The sequence below is a fragment of the Flavobacterium lacisediminis genome, from assembly GCF_025909975.1.
GTDB classification, from domain to species: domain Bacteria; phylum Bacteroidota; class Bacteroidia; order Flavobacteriales; family Flavobacteriaceae; genus Flavobacterium; species Flavobacterium lacisediminis.
Genome location: NZ_JAPCIO010000001.1, coordinates 103,412 through 120,268 on the forward strand (window position 1 = coordinate 103,412; position 16,857 = coordinate 120,268).

Annotated in this window: 18 protein-coding genes and 1 tRNA gene; 4 read left to right on the forward strand and 15 right to left on the reverse strand. The window is 32.7% G+C overall.

All coding sequences use genetic code 11. The features are described from left to right. Positions 1-9: 9 nt before the first annotated feature. Positions 10-1,479 (forward strand): RNA polymerase factor sigma-54, encoded by a 1,470-nt coding sequence (gene rpoN / locus OJ995_RS00510; protein ID WP_264367655.1) that lies wholly within the window; start codon positions 10-12, stop codon positions 1,477-1,479. Between the two features lie 9 nt (positions 1,480-1,488). Continuing rightward, positions 1,489-2,100, forward strand: coding sequence for a hypothetical protein (locus OJ995_RS00515; RefSeq protein WP_264367656.1), 612 nt, complete (start codon positions 1,489-1,491; stop codon positions 2,098-2,100). A 13-nt stretch (positions 2,101-2,113) separates the two neighbouring features. Here OJ995_RS00515 and OJ995_RS00520 read toward each other — a convergent pair whose 3' ends face one another. The 10 genes from OJ995_RS00520 to OJ995_RS00565 all read right to left on the reverse strand — a co-directional run bounded on the left by OJ995_RS00520 (position 2,114) and on the right by OJ995_RS00565 (position 9,017). Next, a complete protein-coding gene (locus tag OJ995_RS00520) occupies positions 2,114-2,659 on the reverse strand; it encodes a hypothetical protein (RefSeq protein WP_264367657.1) in 546 nt (181 codons plus the stop codon). A 5-nt stretch (positions 2,660-2,664) separates the two neighbouring features. Next, positions 2,665-3,297, reverse strand: coding sequence for a porin family protein (locus OJ995_RS00525; protein WP_264367658.1), 633 nt, complete (start codon positions 3,295-3,297; stop codon positions 2,665-2,667). 100 nt (positions 3,298-3,397) lie between these two features. Next, positions 3,398-3,871 (reverse strand): ExbD/TolR family protein, encoded by a 474-nt coding sequence (locus OJ995_RS00530; protein ID WP_264367659.1) that lies wholly within the window; start codon positions 3,869-3,871, stop codon positions 3,398-3,400. A gap of 20 nt (positions 3,872-3,891) precedes the next feature. Beyond that, a complete protein-coding gene (locus OJ995_RS00535) occupies positions 3,892-4,503 on the reverse strand; it encodes an ExbD/TolR family protein (protein WP_264367660.1) in 612 nt (203 codons plus the stop codon). 6 nt (positions 4,504-4,509) lie between these two features. Beyond that, positions 4,510-4,938, reverse strand: a complete 429-nt coding sequence (locus tag OJ995_RS00540) for a hypothetical protein (protein ID WP_264367661.1) — start codon at positions 4,936-4,938, stop codon at positions 4,510-4,512. 20 nt (positions 4,939-4,958) lie between these two features. Then, positions 4,959-5,783 (reverse strand): MotA/TolQ/ExbB proton channel family protein, encoded by an 825-nt coding sequence (locus OJ995_RS00545; RefSeq protein WP_264367662.1) that lies wholly within the window; start codon positions 5,781-5,783, stop codon positions 4,959-4,961. Positions 5,784-5,866: 83 nt separating this feature from the next. Further along, positions 5,867-5,954: transfer RNA gene (locus OJ995_RS00550), tRNA-Ser, on the reverse strand. Positions 5,955-6,029: 75 nt separating this feature from the next. Next, positions 6,030-7,061 (reverse strand): asparaginase, encoded by a 1,032-nt coding sequence (locus OJ995_RS00555; RefSeq protein ID WP_264367663.1) that lies wholly within the window; start codon positions 7,059-7,061, stop codon positions 6,030-6,032. Then, a complete protein-coding gene (locus tag OJ995_RS00560; protein ID WP_264367664.1) occupies positions 7,048-8,187 on the reverse strand; it encodes a 1-acyl-sn-glycerol-3-phosphate acyltransferase in 1,140 nt (379 codons plus the stop codon). The genes OJ995_RS00555 and OJ995_RS00560 overlap by 14 nt, the downstream gene beginning before the upstream one ends. A gap of 62 nt (positions 8,188-8,249) precedes the next feature. Continuing rightward, entirely contained in the window at positions 8,250-9,017 is a 768-nt protein-coding gene (locus OJ995_RS00565; RefSeq protein ID WP_264367665.1) for a TatD family hydrolase, read from the reverse strand. A gap of 68 nt (positions 9,018-9,085) precedes the next feature. Between OJ995_RS00565 and OJ995_RS00570 the strand changes: the two genes are divergently transcribed. Next, positions 9,086-9,523, forward strand: coding sequence for a retropepsin-like aspartic protease (locus tag OJ995_RS00570; RefSeq protein ID WP_264367666.1), 438 nt, complete (start codon positions 9,086-9,088; stop codon positions 9,521-9,523). Here OJ995_RS00570 and OJ995_RS00575 read toward each other — a convergent pair whose 3' ends face one another. The 3 genes from OJ995_RS00575 to OJ995_RS00585 form a co-directional block, all read right to left on the reverse strand. Beyond that, the gene (locus OJ995_RS00575) at positions 9,524-10,744 is read right to left on the reverse strand and encodes a TCR/Tet family MFS transporter (protein ID WP_264367667.1); all 1,221 of its coding nucleotides are present in this window, start codon (positions 10,742-10,744) and stop codon (positions 9,524-9,526) included. 80 nt (positions 10,745-10,824) lie between these two features. Then, positions 10,825-12,042: a 2-oxoglutarate dehydrogenase complex dihydrolipoyllysine-residue succinyltransferase gene (gene odhB / locus OJ995_RS00580; protein ID WP_264367668.1), complete on the reverse strand. Its 1,218-nt coding sequence runs from the start codon at positions 12,040-12,042 to the stop codon at positions 10,825-10,827. A gap of 59 nt (positions 12,043-12,101) precedes the next feature. Beyond that, positions 12,102-14,873: a 2-oxoglutarate dehydrogenase E1 component gene (locus OJ995_RS00585; RefSeq protein WP_264367669.1), complete on the reverse strand. Its 2,772-nt coding sequence runs from the start codon at positions 14,871-14,873 to the stop codon at positions 12,102-12,104. A 116-nt stretch (positions 14,874-14,989) separates the two neighbouring features. Between OJ995_RS00585 and OJ995_RS00590 the strand changes: the two genes are divergently transcribed. Beyond that, positions 14,990-15,535 (forward strand): hypothetical protein, encoded by a 546-nt coding sequence (locus OJ995_RS00590; RefSeq protein WP_264367670.1) that lies wholly within the window; start codon positions 14,990-14,992, stop codon positions 15,533-15,535. Here OJ995_RS00590 and OJ995_RS00595 read toward each other — a convergent pair. Both OJ995_RS00595 and OJ995_RS00600 read right to left on the reverse strand, forming a co-directional pair. Beyond that, entirely contained in the window at positions 15,532-15,882 is a 351-nt protein-coding gene (locus OJ995_RS00595) for a hypothetical protein (protein WP_133608691.1), read from the reverse strand. The genes OJ995_RS00590 and OJ995_RS00595 overlap by 4 nt on opposite strands. Next, a complete protein-coding gene (locus tag OJ995_RS00600; protein ID WP_264367671.1) occupies positions 15,875-16,849 on the reverse strand; it encodes a polyprenyl synthetase family protein in 975 nt (324 codons plus the stop codon). Before OJ995_RS00600 ends, OJ995_RS00595 begins: the two co-directional genes overlap by 8 nt. Positions 16,850-16,857 lie beyond the last annotated feature (8 nt).

A 16,857-nucleotide genomic window follows, 5' to 3' on the forward strand; every position in this document is an offset into this window, starting at 1 on the left:
TAAACATTAATGTTAAAACACAGTTTACAATTCAAATTATCTCAAAAATTATCGCCTCAACAAATTCAGTTGATGAAGTTAATTCAATTGCCTACGCAAGCTTTTGAGCAACGTCTTCAGGAAGAATTGGTTGAGAATCCTGCTTTGGAAGAAAGCAGCAAGGAAGATAATTACGAAGCAGATGATTACGAAGTAAACACAAACGATGATGATTACGACGATTATGACAACGACCATATCGACACGCAAGACATTAACATCGATGAGTATTTAAGTAACGACGAAACACCAGATTACAAATATCAAACTAATAATTACAGCGATGACGATGATGACAAATCACTTCCGTTTGCTGCACCTGTTAGTTTTCATCAAGATTTAATCAATCAGTTAAATACATTTATTTTAAGTGATGACGAACGCGATATTGCCGAATTTTTAGTCGGAAGTATTGACGATATGGGTTATATCCGAAGAACTACACAAGATATTGTTGATGACATGGCTTTTACTCAAGGTATTTATACTGATGAGGCTACTGTAGAACGTATTTTGCATTTGGTTCAGGATTTAGAACCTGCTGGTGTAGGTGCGCGCGATTTGCAAGAATGTTTGTTGTTGCAATTAAAACACAAAACACCGTCGGATTCTATCAATTTAGCCATTCAAGTTATTGAACAGCAATTTGATGCTTTTAGTAAAAAACATTACGATAAATTATTGCAAAAATTTGACGTTTCGCAACAACAATTAAGAAAAGCGATAGATGAAATTGAAAAACTAAATCCGAAACCAGGAGGAAGTTTTGACGGCAATCAGAAAATGGTTGAACACATTGTTCCCGATTTTACGATTCGAATTGTTGATGGTGAATTAGAGCTTTTATTAAATGGAAGAAATGCTCCAGAATTGCATGTTTCTAAAGATTATCAAGAAATGTTGCAAAGTTATAAAGACACTTCTGAAAAATCGAGTTCTCAAAAAGACGCGGTTCAGTTTATCAAGCAAAAATTAGATTCGGCAAAATGGTTTATTGATGCGATTAAACAACGCCAGGAAACCTTGTATGTTACGATGAATGCGATTATGTTTTATCAGCAAGAATACTTTTTAGAAGGAGAAGAAACAAAACTTCGTCCGATGATTCTAAAGGATATTGCTGATATGGTTGGTTTAGATATTTCAACTGTTTCACGTGTAGCGAATAGCAAATATGTTGACACACCATACGGAACGAAACTAATCAAAGAATTCTTTAGTGAATCGATGACTAATGACCAAGGTGAAGAGGTTTCAACTATCGAAATTAAAAATATATTACAACAAGTAATTTCGGAAGAAGACAAAAAGAAACCTTTACCAGATGATCAATTAGCTGAAATTTTAAAAGAAAGAGGTTATCCAATTGCTAGAAGAACTATTGCTAAATATCGAGAACAATTAGACATTCCTGTAGCACGTTTGAGAAAGAAAATCTAACAGAGCATTATGGATTTAAAAAAAATATTACCTGTTTTTTCTTATATCTTTCATCCCATATTTGTTTCCTTATATGGTACTTTATTTTTCTTTTTAATTGCAAATTCATTTTTTTATAACTCTCAAATAATTGTCACTTTAGTACAAGTAACAATATTGACTTTGTTATTGCCATTATCGATGTATTTTTTATTTCGATCGTTAGGTGTAGTTAGCTCGTTTACAGAAGCCAGCATTAGTGAAAGAAAAATGCCTATAGCCGTTCAAGCTATTTTATTGTTTGTATTAATAAAATTCAGTGTTTCACAAGATTCGGTTGCAGAATTGTATTTCTTTTTCCTTGGCGGATTTTTAAGCAGTGTAATTGTATTAGCGAGCGTTATTTTAAAATTCAAGGCAAGTTTACACATGATAGGAATTAGTGCATTAACGTGCTTTGTTTTCGGTTTGAGCATGTATTACCAACTACCTTTTGTAAACCTTATTGCTTTTTGTATTGTTTGTATTGGTTTGGTTGCTTCTTCTCGCTTATACATGAAAGCACACACCTATACAGAACTTATTGCGGGAATTATTATTGGAGCTGGACCACAGGTGTTTTTGTATCAGTATTGGTTATAAGAAATTAATAAATTTAACACTTCACGAAAACAAACTTCTTACCATCTAAAGTTATAAAAATTGTAAAACCTTTGTTATTAAAGAACGAATATACTTGTTCTTCAGAATAATGAGTTTTATACGTAAAATAAGGAGAACTTACATTTAATTCATATTGTTTTTCTCCAATTTTAGAAATCTCAAACATCATAGTTTTAAAAGATTTCTTATCATCAATAATGACTTCTACAAGTCCATACTTTTCTTTATTATTTTCAAAAACAATATCATTGCTTGAAATTTTAAAGCTAATCAAGTCAGGTCCAGGGTTTTCATTCTCTCTTTGAAATTTCATATCTAAAATACAATTTTCAACAGATTTACTATTGTTTAAGTAAGCTATTGTAAAACCACTTGTTATGATAAATAAAAAACTAATTATGTAATTATAGATACTATTTCTTTTTATGAAACTTGAGAATGATTCCTTACGACCAAAATATAACCATCTAAAAAAAGCTCCTGGTATTTCAAAGAGAACTTCAATTAAAAAGCCAAAAATTAATTCGATTATAATCATTTTAACTACAAAACATAAAACATCAAACCAATTTTCAGCGTCGTTACATTATTTTCAGTAGCTGTTTTATCTTTATCAAAAAAGGGATTTAAACCATAATGAATATAAGCATTCCAGGTGTTAAAACCAAAAGTCAAATAAGTTGCGTATTGAAATTTATTTAATAGATCGTTTATGTTTTCTGTTCCAGAACCAATGTCGCCATCATATTTAAACTTTCCATTAATCAAATAACTGGCCATAAAACCACCATAGATTCTCCAAAACTTATGACTTTCAGGAGAAGCATTTCGCCAGCGAATTTCTATTGGCACATCAATATAATGCAATAAAATTCTACTCTTTACCAATTCAAAATCGGGATTATTAGTAATTGAAGATAAATCTATTGTTTGTTTTAAATCATTAAATGAATACCCAATACCTGGAGCAATAGCCCAATGTCTATTTTCAGAAATTGGAAAATCTCTTAAAAATCCAGCTGACAATCCTGTTGAAAAAGAATATTGATTAAAGTTATCAGGTGTTTTTTGTAAAAAATTATATGAAATAGAAACGTAAAACTGATCTTCTCTAAATAGAGAATCTACAACTGCTTTATTTTCTGATTGCGAAAAACCAATTGCAACAAAAAACATAAAAAAAAGGGATACAAATAGTCGCATTAAATTTTTTTATAAAATTAATAAAAAAAAGGTACGCAGTAGCGTACCTTTTTTATTTTATAAAATAAAAATACTATTCAACAGGATTTCCTTGTGCTGTTGTATAATTTACTTTTAATTGATCTATTTTACGTAATTCTAATTTGATAGCGGCAACTAATCCCATCTTAACTTGTCTGTCAATTTTTAAGGATGCAGTTAAATACTTTTCATCTTCTGAGTTACGTTGAGCTCTTTCCGTAATAATGAAATTTCTGATTTCTGAAGGCGAAGCCATTTTATCAGCTAATTGAATACGATCAGAACCACCAAGAGTTGATCTATATCTTTCACTTGGTTTTCCAGCGTAAATATACATTACATACTCTTTCTTGTGCAATTTTGCAGTTTGATTCGCTTTAGGTAATGTATTTTCAATTTTTAAATCAGTATCTTTCATGGTAGTAGCCGTCATGAAGAAGAACAAAAGCATAAATACAATATCTGGTAAAGATGCTGTTGAAATTGCAGGAGTTTCGCCTGTTGTTTTCTTTTTAAATTTAGACATACTTTCTTAATATTATATAATTATTTTTTTGGCTCTGCTTCAGAAAGTCTCATAGGAAATAAATCCTGAATCTTTTTTACTTTCGGCTCTAAATCTTCAACTAAACCTTCGGTAGCTTTAGAAGCGGGATCATTAAAAATGTACTCCATTTCTGTAAAAGTCATACCGTAACGCTTCTTACATTCTCTATCTCTTAAAAAGTTATATGCAGCAACTAATTCGTTTTGCACTGCAATATAAGTTTCATAAGTAGTTTGCCCATCATTATTTAATGAAATTACCGCATCACCAGGACTATCTGATGAATTTGGATCTTTTTTTCCATTACAATAAGCACATATTCCTTTTCCATTATTTTCAAGAAAGTCAATAGCAGTTTGTCTTAAGTCTTTAATATCAACCAATTTCTCTTCAACAAGTAACTGATTATCTTTATTAACTAAAACTGTTAAAATATTTCTATCATTAATAGGTGGAACAGGTGGGTTCTCTTCATAACGAGGTAAGAGTCTATTAATTCCTTGATCTACTCCGATTGTAGTAGTAACTAAGAAGAAAATTAAAAGTAAGAATGCAATATCTGCCATAGAACCAGCATTCACTTCTGGCGGTGCACCTCTTTTTTTACCCATGATCTATTATCTTTTAATTTTTGAAAATCCAGTCCAACCTAATACACCAACTGAAATAATAGCAAGAATATAAAATGTATTCAAACTTGTACTGATTAATTTTGATGAAAATGAAGAAATAACTCCACCATCTTTTAATTTAACTTCAGTACTATCAGCTAGAATAAATGCTACTAAAACAATTGCAGCGAATAATCCTAAAGAAATAAGAGCTCTTCTTAATTGTTCTTTATGTGTAATTAAGTTTTTAAATACAAAGTAAATAACAGAAAAGAAAGCAATCGCCATTGCTAAATAGGACACATATATAAAGTAATCTACAATATAAGAATTATTCTCCATTGAAATCTCCATACCTAAAGCAGATATGAATAAAATAGAAGCAATAATACCAATTATAATTACTACAATTTTTGAAATTTTGTATACGTTCATAACAATAATATGTTAATGTATTATTTGTTTAATTTCTCTTTGAAATAATCTGACAACATATCAACTAAGCTGATAGATGCATCTTCCATATCATTAACGATAGAGTCAATTTTAGCTGTAATATAGTTGTAGAATACTTGAAGAATCATCGCTACGATAAGTCCAAATACCGTTGTTAATAACGCTACTTTAATACCTCCAGCTACTAATGATGGCTCCATAGATCCTGCAGACTCAATTTGGTCAAATGCAACAATCATACCAATTACCGTTCCTAAGAACCCTAACATCGGTGCAAGTGCAATAAATAAAGAAACCCAAGAAACGTTTTTCTCTAATTGCCCCATTTGAACACCACCGTAAGCTACGATAGATTTTTCAGCAGACTCTAATCCGTGAGATGAACGCTCTAAACCTTGATAGAAAATAGATGCAACTGGACCAGCTGTATTTTTAGCAACTTCTTTAGCAGCTTCAATACCACCTGAGTTTAATGCATTTTCTACTTCAGAAACGAATTTTTTAGTATTGATAGTAGAAAGATTTAAGTAAATAATTCTTTCAATAGCAATAGCCAAACCAAGAATTAAACACAATAATACAGGAGACATCCAAATTGGATCTCCTTCAATGAAACGTTTTTTCATTGATTGAGTAAAAGTAACTTCTTCAGTTGCTGCAGCCTCATCAGTTGTAGCTGTTGCTTCATCAGTTGTTGCTTCTGTTGCAGTTGTATCAGCTACTTGTTCTGTAGCAGGAGCTGCTGCTTGAGTTGAATCTTGAGCTTGAACATTTCCAAAAGTCATAAGCCCCGTGATTGCTAAAATAGAAAATAATCTTTTCATCGCTTTTGTTCTTAAATTTAATTAGTTAATTGGGTTTAAAGATATAAAAATATTTATAAAATTTTAAAATTAATATCATTCTGCAGAGAGGAAGGGATTCGAACCCTCGATACCCTTGTGGAGTATACACACTTTCCAGGCGTGCGCCTTCGACCACTCGGCCACCTCTCTATTGAAACGACACTCAATTTTAAGGGTGCTAAATAACGTAAAAAATCTCATGTATAAAAATTTTATATGTTATTTTTAAAACATTTCTCCACGAATTTCCGTTTCAAATATGGTCTTGAATACATTATGAGACACATTTTGACCTAAGAGATACATTAATTTAGTAATAGCAGCCTCTGTAGTAATATCTTTTCCAGAAATTACCCCTATATTTTTTAACTGTGTACTTGTTTCATAATTCCCCATTGATACGCTACCTCCACTACATTGTGTAACGTTTATAATATGAATATTATTATGAATTGCCTGCTCTAATATGCGAACAAACCATTCTTCAGTTGGGGCATTTCCAGAGCCATACGTTTCTAAAACTATCCCTTTTAAATTAGGAATGGCAAAAAAAGCATTTAAAACATTTTGATTAATGCCAGGGAAAATCTTTAAAATCGCTACATTATCATCAAAATCAGTATGTACTTTTAGCTTTTTATTTGCTTTTTGCTTTAAAACTATATCCTTATTTACTTTTAAATGCACTCCTGATTCTGCTAGTTCAGGGAAATTTGGCGACGTAAAAGCATTAAAATGTTCGGCACTGATTTTAGTAGTTCGATTTCCTCGATATAATTTATATTCGAAATACAAACACACTTCTTGAATAGCTGGCTTTTTATTTTCTTGAAGCGAAGCTACTTGAATTGCTGTAATCAAATTCTCTTTTGCATCGGTTCTTAAATCTCCAATTGGTAATTGCGAACCTGTAAAAATCACAGGTTTCGCTAAATTTTCCAACATAAAACTTAGAGCAGATGCACTATAAGACATCGTATCAGAACCATGCAAAACCACAAACCCATCAAATTTTGAATAGTTATCCTCAATGATTTTGGCCATTTTTTGCCAATTGGAAATATTCATATTCGATGAATCGATAGGTACCTCAAATGAAAAAGTTTCAATTTGACAGTCTAATAAATGTAATTCTGGAATTCGGCTTAACAACTCATTAAAATCAAAAGCTTTCAAAGCTCCTGTTTCAAAATCTTTTACCATTCCGATGGTACCACCGGTGTAAATTAAAAGTATTTTTGGTTTATGAGATGTCATCAGTATATTTCAATTTATTCACAACCGGATTAGCATACATTGCCAAGAAACCTTCTCTCATGGTTTCATTGTCGGTGTCAATTCGCATTTCTAATCTTCTTTCGAACAATTGACGCTCTTTTTCGTTGTACAAATGTTCAAATCGAGTTGTTTTGTATAAAATATCGTAAGCGATAAAATTTGTTGGCCATAATTTATACGATTGTAAAATAGAATCATCAATTACTTGAGCCAGTGCTTGAATTTGCTTGTTATTATTGTCATTTTCAGCAATAATTTTTTCGTATTCATTTTCTAAAACATCACCCACATGAATATGAATACGTTTCTTTTGCCCGATGATTCCACTTAATAATGTAATGAAATCTTCGTTTTTCTCTTTTATATATACTTCGTCTTTTGAAAGCGCAATTAATTGTGGCATTTTCAAAGCATCTGTTGGGTCGTATTCGTACGAAATAGAAACAGGAACAATTTTTAACTTCTTAAAATAGTCCATTACTCTTACTTCATCATTAGCCATAGCCACCATTTTCAAAACCCCTTGATGAGTTGCATCATTACCGTCTTTGGTTCTTCCTTCTCGTTGAGCAATCCAAACAGAACGATTTTCTTTAGACAATAAATGATACATATATTCCGCCATCAACTTAGAACTTTGTAATAATTCTCTTGGCGATAATCCGCGTTGAACTAAAAAGTTTCTATTAAGTTTTGATAATTTTAAAAGGAAATCTTTTTGAACTAAATTATCTCCAATAGCCGAGGCCGTCATCACCAATCCATGATCTATTAATGAAACATTCAACAAAGAAGTATCTAAAATAATATCGCGATGGTTGGAAATAAATAAATACGAAGTATTAGGTTCTAATTTCTCAAAACCCGAAGTGGTAAGTCCTTCCGAACTTCTCTCCAAAACTCTTTGAATGGATTGGTAAACAAAATTAACCTGGAAATCGCGAATAGAATGGGTTCTACTTAATTGCTCTTTCCAAACTTCATCTTCTAATTCTGGAAAAGTAAAATCCATCATAGCCTTCATCATAGGATGATGCAACAAAGACTTCAAGGCTTCGTTTACTTCAGAATCATAATAAGGGCGAATAGAATCGAATTTTGTCATAATTATTTTAAAACAATTCACAAAAGAACAAAATTTTTATCAATTGCAACTTTAAATTTACATTAAATTCCGAAAATTTGTTTAGAGTTTTCTGTAGTAATTTTTGCAATTTCTTCCACTGATAGCTGATAAATTTCAGCTAACTTTTGTGCAACCAATAAAGTATAACTGCTTTCGTTTCGTTTTCCACGATATGGAACTGGCGCTAAATAAGGCGAATCGGTTTCTAAAACAATATTTTTTAAATCGATTTCATTTAAAAATTGGTCGATTTTTCCATTTTTAAAAGTAGCTACTCCTCCAATTCCTAATTTCATTCCTAACGAAATCGCTCTTTGGGCTTGACCCAAATCACCAGTAAAACAATGAAAAATCCCAAATAAATCATCTGATTTTTCACTTTCTAAAACCTCGAAAACTTCATCAAATGCATCACGACAATGAATATTGATTCCCAATTTGTACTTTTTTGCCAATTGAATTTGGTGTTTGAAAGCATGTTGTTGTTCTTTCAAAAAAGTTTTGTCCCAAAATAAGTCAATACCAATTTCTCCAATTGCATAAAATTTTCTAGAAGCCAACTCTCTTTCTACATGCGCCAATTCTTCTAAGTAATCCTCCTTCACATATGTTGGATGCAAACCCATCATTAAAAACACGTTTTCGGGATATTGCTTTTCTAATTCGTACATTTTAGTTGTATAATTAGAATCTATTGAAGGAACAAAAAAACGAGAAACGCCTGCATTTATAGCACGTTGCATCATTTCATTGCGGTCTAAATCAAATTCTTCTGAATATAAATGCGAATGGGTATCGGTAAGTATCATTTGTTGATTGGGTTACAAAGTCGCAAAGTTACAAAGTTTGATTCAGAAATTTGATTTACTTTTGAAGTATGGAAGATTTACAAGACTTTTTAAAAGGAAAAAAATATAAAAAGATAAAGTTTACGGTGCTAAAAACCCAACATTTATTAATCAAAGGAAAGATAAATGGCGTAAAAGGCAACTTTATTTTAGACACTGGAGCGAGTAATAGTTGTGTAGGATTTGAAAGTGTTGAACAGTTCAAATTAGATGCCCAATTTTCAGAAACCAAAGCGGCTGGAGCTGGAGCTACCGGAATTGAAACGCAATTAGCAAGGAATAATGAAATTCAATTGGGAAGATGGAAAAATAATAAATTTCACCTAATTGTTTTTGATATGAGTCATGTAAATGATGCGCTTCGTCATTACAAAACCAAACCGGTTGATGGTATTATTGGTGCCGATATTTTACTAAAAGGAAAAGCAATTATTGATTATAGCAATCATTTTTTGTATTTGAAATAACTAGCTCGAATGGTTTTTTTTCAGTGTTCGGTATGCTAAAATCGTACTAATCAACATTAAAATTCCTCCCAAAATAAAGGGTGCTCCTGGGAATAAAAAAGGCGCTTCATTGTGAGTAAAATAATAAAAAACAGATGCCATCATAGGTGGACCTACGATTGAAGAAGCACTCATTAAACTCGTTAACGTTCCTTGAATTTCACCTTGTTCTGATGGAGGTACTTGTTCAGAAACCACTGCTTGCAATGCTGGACCGGCAATTCCTCCTAAACAATAAGGAATTAAGAATAGAAACATCATCCAACTTTCGGTTGCAAATGCAAACAAAAACATTCCGATAGTATATAACGCTAAACCGAAATAAATACTTTTTACATTTCCGATTTTTGGGTTTATCCAACGAATTAAACCACCTTGAACGATTCCAACTAACAATCCGATGATTCCAAGAGAAATACCAACCATTTTTTCATCCCAATTAAATTGGTACATGGTAAAATAATTCCAGTTGCTTTGCACGGCATGCGAACCTACATAGAGAATGAAAATCGCTAATACTAATCCAATTAAATTAGGGTATTTTTTCAAATGTAAAAGAGCTCCTATTGGGTTAGCTCTTTTCAATTCAAATGGTCTTCTTTTATCTTTATCTAAAGATTCTGGCAAAATAAAATAACCGTATAAAAAATTAAGCATGCAAAAAATAGCTGCAGCAATAAAAGGAACTCTTGTTCCAAATTGCCCTAACAATCCACCTATAACCGGGCCAATAATAAATCCTAATCCAAAAGCTGCACCCATTAAACCAAAGTTTTTAGCTCGATTTTCATTTGTACTAACATCGGCTATATAAGCAGATGCAGTGGTAAAACTTGCTCCTGTAATCCCAGATAGAATTCTACCAATGAACAACCAAATAATAGTTGGTGCATAAGCCAATAATATAAAATCTAACGAAAAACCGAATAAAGAAATTAACAAAACTGGTCTTCTGCCATATTTATCACTTAAATTTCCAATGACTGGAGCAAAAATAAATTGAGTAATTGCATATGCAAAAGTTAGCCAACCTCCATATTTTGCTGCTTCACTAATATCTCCATTGATAAGCTCTTTAATTAGATTTGGAATTACAGGAATAATAATTCCCCAACCAATAACATCTAACAAAACGGTAATAAAGATGAAACCAACGGCCGCTTGCTTCTTAGATTTTTTCATAGCTAAATTTTGAAATACAAAGAAAAGAAAAATCCCAAACTCTTTAGGAATTTGGGATTTTATTATTGGGGTTTATATTTCTATAATTCTAATGCTTTTTTCACATTTCCACCCATTAATAATTCTGCAGGGTTTTCTAATGCTTCTTTAACAGCTACTAAGAATCCAACCGACTCACGTCCGTCGATGATTCTGTGGTCGTATGATAAAGCAACGTACATAACTGGAGCAATTACGATTTGACCGTTTTTAACGATAGCTCTTTCTACCACATTGTGCATTCCTAAAATACCAGATTGTGGAGGATTGATGATTGGCGTAGATAACATACTTCCGAAAACACCACCATTAGAAATTGTGAAAGTTCCACCTGTCATTTCATCAACTGTAATTTGTCCATCACGCGCTCTGATAGCTAATCTTTTGATTTCTGCTTCAACACCTCTGAACGATAATGTTTCTGCATTTCTCATAACTGGAACCATTAATCCTTTTGGACCAGAAACCGCTACTGAAATATCACAGAAGTCATAAGAAATTTTCTCTTGACCGTCAATCATAGAGTTTACATCTGGATACAATTGTAAAGCACGAGTTACTGCTTTTGTAAAGAACGACATAAAGCCTAATCCTAAACCATGTTTAGCTTTAAACTCTTCTTTGTATTGATCACGTAAAGCGTAAATAGCCGTCATATCTACTTCATTAAAAGTAGTTAACATTGCTGTTTCGTTTTTAGCTGATACTAAACGTTCAGCTACTTTTCTACGTAACATAGAAAGTTTTGTTCTTTCCGAACCACGGTTTCCACCTGTTGGTGTTCCCATTGATGGTACTGCATTTACAGCGTCATCTTTAGTAATTCTTCCACCTTTACCTGTTCCAACGATGTCAGAAGGCTCGATGTTTTTCTCGTCTAATATTTTTCTAGCTGCTGGAGATGGCGCTTGAGTTGCATATGTTTTTTCTGCTACTGGAGCTGCTTTTGGAGCCTCAGCTTTTGGAGCTTCAACCGTTTTTGCTTCTTCTTTAGCTGGAGCCGCACCACTTTCTGGTTTTGCTGCACCTGTATCGATTAAACAAACTACAGCACCTACTGCTACAGCATCACCTTCTTCTGCTTTTAATGTAATGATTCCACTTGCTTCAGCTGGCAATTCTAATGTTGCTTTGTCTGAATCAACCTCAGCAATCGCTTGGTCTTTTTCTACATAATCACCATCTTTTACTAACCATGTAGCAATTTCTACTTCTTTAATTGATTCCCCTGGAGAAGGGACTTTCATTTCTAAAATCATATCTTTTTATTTAAAAAGTTTACCCTTCGACAAGCTCAGGGTGATAATTGAGTTGTTTTTTATTGAAATAATGTTTTATCAAAAACCATCGCGATGGCATTTTTTTGACGTTTTTTAGAACGTTCATAACTACCCGCAGCTGGTGCACTATATGCTTTTGGCGAAGCTAATCTTAATTTTACTAAATCGAAATTCATTAACATATAAGAATAAGCTCCCATGTTTTTAGGTTCTTCTTGTGCCCAAACATAATCATCAACATTTGGATAACTGTCGATAATCGCTTTGATTTGGTCAACTGCTAATGGGAACAATTGTTCTAAACGAACAACCGCCACATCGTTTCTACCTAATTCTTCTCTTTGTGCAATAATGTCAAAATATACTTTTCCTGTACAGAAAACCAATGTTTTGATAGCTTTTTTATCAGCAACATTTGGATCATCTAACACTTCTTGGAATTGTCCGTTTGCTAATTCGTCCATTGAAGATACTACATCTGGATGACGTAATAAACTTTTTGGAGAGAATACTACTAATGGTTTACGGAATTCTGTTTTTAACTGTCTTCTCATTAAATGGAAGAAGTTAGCTGGCGAAGTTACATCGGCAATATACATGTTGTGTTTTGCACACATTTGTAAATAACGTTCCATACGTGCTGATGAGTGTTCTGCTCCTTGGTTTTCATAACCGTGAGGCAATAACATTACCAATCCGTTTTGGTTGTTCCATTTATCTTCACCTGCAGAAATGTATTGGTCAATCATAATTTGAGCTCCGTTAGAGAAATCTCCAAACTGTGCTTCCCAAATTACTAAAGATTTTGGCGATGCTAACGCATATCCGTATTCAAAACCTAAAACACCATATTCTGAAAGGTGCGAATTGTAGATATAAAAGTTTCCTTTTTTATCTTTTATTTTGTCTAAAAGAATTACTTCTTCTTCTGAATCTTCTACTTTAACTACAGCATGACGGTGTGAGAATGTTCCACGTTCAACGTCTTGCCCAGATATACGCACGTCAAAACCTTCTGACATTAGAGAACCATAAGCTAATAATTCGCCCATTGCCCAATCTAATTTATTGGTCTCCACCATGTTTTTTCTATCACCAATTAACTTCGTAATCTTACTGATGAATTTCTTATCAGCAGGAAGTTCGGTAATGGTTTTAGCAATTTCAGCTAATTGTTTTTTATCAAACTTAGTGTCAAATTTTTGAAGCATTACATCATCTGAAACTTGTTTGTAACCTTCCCACTCATTTTCCATGAATGGTGTAATTACAGTTAAGTCTTTTTTACGAGAGGCTTCTAAATTTTCATCTAGTTTTGCTTTGTAAGCTTCTTCTAATTCTTTTACAAATCCAGCCGAAATAACATTTTCTTGTGCTAATTTCTCCGCATAAATATCTCTTGGATTTTTATGTTTTGCAATTAATTTATATAAAACAGGTTGTGTAAAACGAGGTTCGTCTCCTTCGTTATGACCATATTTTCTGTATCCTAATAAATCAATAAAAACGTCAGTTCCAAACTCCATACGATAATCTAAAGCAAATAACATCGCATGAACAACAGCTTCTGCATCATCAGCATTTACGTGTAAAACTGGCGACAAAGTTACTTTAGCAATATCCGTACAATACGTTGACGAACGCGCATCTAAATAATTCGTTGTAAATCCAACTTGGTTATTGATTACTAAGTGAATCGTTCCACCTGTTTTATAACCATCTAATTTAGCCATTTGAATGATTTCATAAACAATACCTTGACCTGCAACCGCAGCATCACCGTGAACGGCAATTGGTAAGACTTTTGAAAAATCATTTGGATAATTTCTATCTTGTTTTGCTCTTGTAATTCCTTCAATAACGGCACCTACTGTTTCTAAGTGCGAAGGATTTGGAGCTAAATTTAAGTTGATTTTTTTACCTGAATCAGTTACTCTATCAGAAGTTAAACCTAAGTGATATTTTACGTCACCATCAAAGTTAGCGTCTTCATCGTAGTCTTTTCCGTCGAATTCAGAGAAGATATTTTGAGTATTTTTTCCGAAGATGTTTGCCAATACATTTAAACGACCTCTGTGTGCCATTCCCATTACGAATTGCTCAACACCTTTGTCAGCTGCAGCTTCCACTAAAGCGTCTAAAGCAGGAATAACCGCTTCACAACCTTCTAATGAGAAACGCTTTTGACCTACATATTTGGTATGTAAGAAGTTTTCGAAAGAAACTGCTTCGTTTAATTTTTTAAGAATGTGTTTTTTCTTGTCAGCAGTAAAGTTTGGTAAATTGTCGTTAATGTCTAAACGATTTTTTATCCATTCTAATTTGTGTGGTTCGCGAATGTACATGTATTCCACACCGATAGATTGGCAATACACATTTTCTAAATGTTTAACGATATCCGCCAAAGTACATGGTTTCATGTTAACCATTTTAGCTGCATCAAAAACCGTATTCAAATCGGCTTGAGATAAACCAAAATTTTCAAGTGCTAATGAAGGCCCGTGAAGTCTTCTATCTCTTACAGGATTTGTTTTTGTGAATAAGTGTCCACGTGTTCTATATCCTTCAATTAATTTCAGAACATTGAACTCTTTTTGCATTTTTTCAGAAATTTCACCTGAATCACCAGAAGCTACTTGAACTACTTGTGCGGCAAATTCTTCAGAACCATAACCCGCTTGCGCAAAGTCAAATCCTTGAAAAAAACTTCTCCAGCTTGGCTCTACGCTATCTGGATTTTGTAAATATTGTTCGTATAAATCTGCAAAAAATGCAGTATGTGCAGCGTTTAAAAAGGAAAACCTATCCATAGTGTGTTGTCGGTAAGACCTATTAATTAAAAATTTTACGCAAAAGTAAAACATTTTATGATAATCTTTCAAGGATTTTTATACTTTTATAACATTAATTTTTTCAAAATTGATTTATGAAAAAGAATTCCGTAATGAAATTAACACTTTTACTAAGTATTGTGTTTTTATTTGGATTTAATTCTGAAATTTCTGCACAAGAAAACACCGAAATGAAAACAAAAAGTGATTTTTGGAACCATGTACAATTTGGTGGAGTATTAGGCTTAGGAGTTGGTAATGGTTATGCCGATATTATGGTTGCGCCAAGTGCTATTTACAACTTTAATCAATACGTTTCAGCGGGTTTAGGTGTTCAATATAACTATGTAAAACAACGTGATTTATACAAAGCGAATATGTATGGTGGTAGTGTAGTGGCTTTGTTTAATCCTATAGAAGAATTACAAATTTCAACCGAATTAGAACAATTAAGAGTAAACAGAACTTTTAATGATTCATTTGGAAGCGATTCTCAAGATTTTTGGAATACCGCTTTGTTCGTTGGAGCAGGATATCGCAATGAAAATGTAACTATTGGAATTCGATACAATGTGTTGCACAAAGACAGAGACAATATTTACGCAGAAGCTTTTATGCCTTTTGTAAGGATATTTTTTTAATACTTATTACGAAACCAAACCTTTTGCCATTCACGCTTTAACACTAAAAAAGCAACTTGTTCCGACAATTCCACCAAATCAGAACCGTCTAATTTTTTGATTTGATCTTCTGGAACATCAATTATGTAGAGTAAATTCAGATATTCAGCAAATTTGTATTGAATGAGTTTGTAAATTTTTTCTTGTACCAAATTCTTAAATTCAAACGGAAAAATACTTGATGGCACATCTAATGATTCATTAGCTAAGGCAAAATCTTTATTTACTTGCTCAATCAATTTAAAGTACAAATGTTCTTCTTCGGCTTGCGAAATTAAGGCATCAATATTTGCTGGTGGATTATACATTTCTTCCCATTAAATTCTCTCCAAAAGCTTTTAAAATAGCTTTCTTTTCATTTTCAATATCCATTTTTTCTAAGGTTTCAAATGCTTTGAAAGTAAAGTCTTGAATCGCATTTTTTGTAGCTTCACTTGCACCAGAAGAATTAAAAATAGCTTTTACTGATTCGATTTTATCTGTGTTTTCTGAAGGTTGGATGGAAAACAAATGCAATAATTGTTGCTTTTCTTCTGCTTTAGAAAACTCAATTGCTTTTAAGTATAAATAGGTTTTTTTGTTTTCAATAATATCTCCACCCACTTGTTTTCCGAAGGTTTCTGGATTACCGAAAGCATCTAAATAATCGTCTTGTAATTGAAACGCAATTCCTAAATTCAGTCCAAAATCATAAATCAAATCAGCATTTTCCTCAGAAGTTTCGGCTACAATTGCCCCCATTTTCATGGCAGCACCAACTAAAACCGCAGTTTTATATTCAATCATTTTTAGGTATTCTGGAATCGTAACATCATCACGGGTTTCAAAATCTACATCATATTGTTGTCCTTCACAAACTTCTAAAGCTGTTTTACTGAATAATTTTGCTAATTTTTGGAAAGTTGCTGGTTCGTAATTTTCAAAGAATTGATACGCTAAAATCAACATAGCATCACCTGATAAAATTCCGGTATTCAAATCCCATTTTTCATGAACGGTTTGATTACCTCTTCGTAAAGGCGCATCATCCATAATGTCATCGTGAATTAATGAAAAATTATGAAACACCTCAACCGCTGTTGCTGCTGGAATGGCTTTTTCACAATCCACATTAAAAACTTCGCTTGCCATTAAAGTCAAAACGGGACGCATTCTTTTTCCGCCAAGCGATAAAATATACTCGATAGGTTCGTATAAGTTTTTAGGCTCTTTGTTGGCAACAATTTGCGAAAAATGATTACTCATTTTTTCTTGATAGTACGATATAGAATGCATTATTTGAA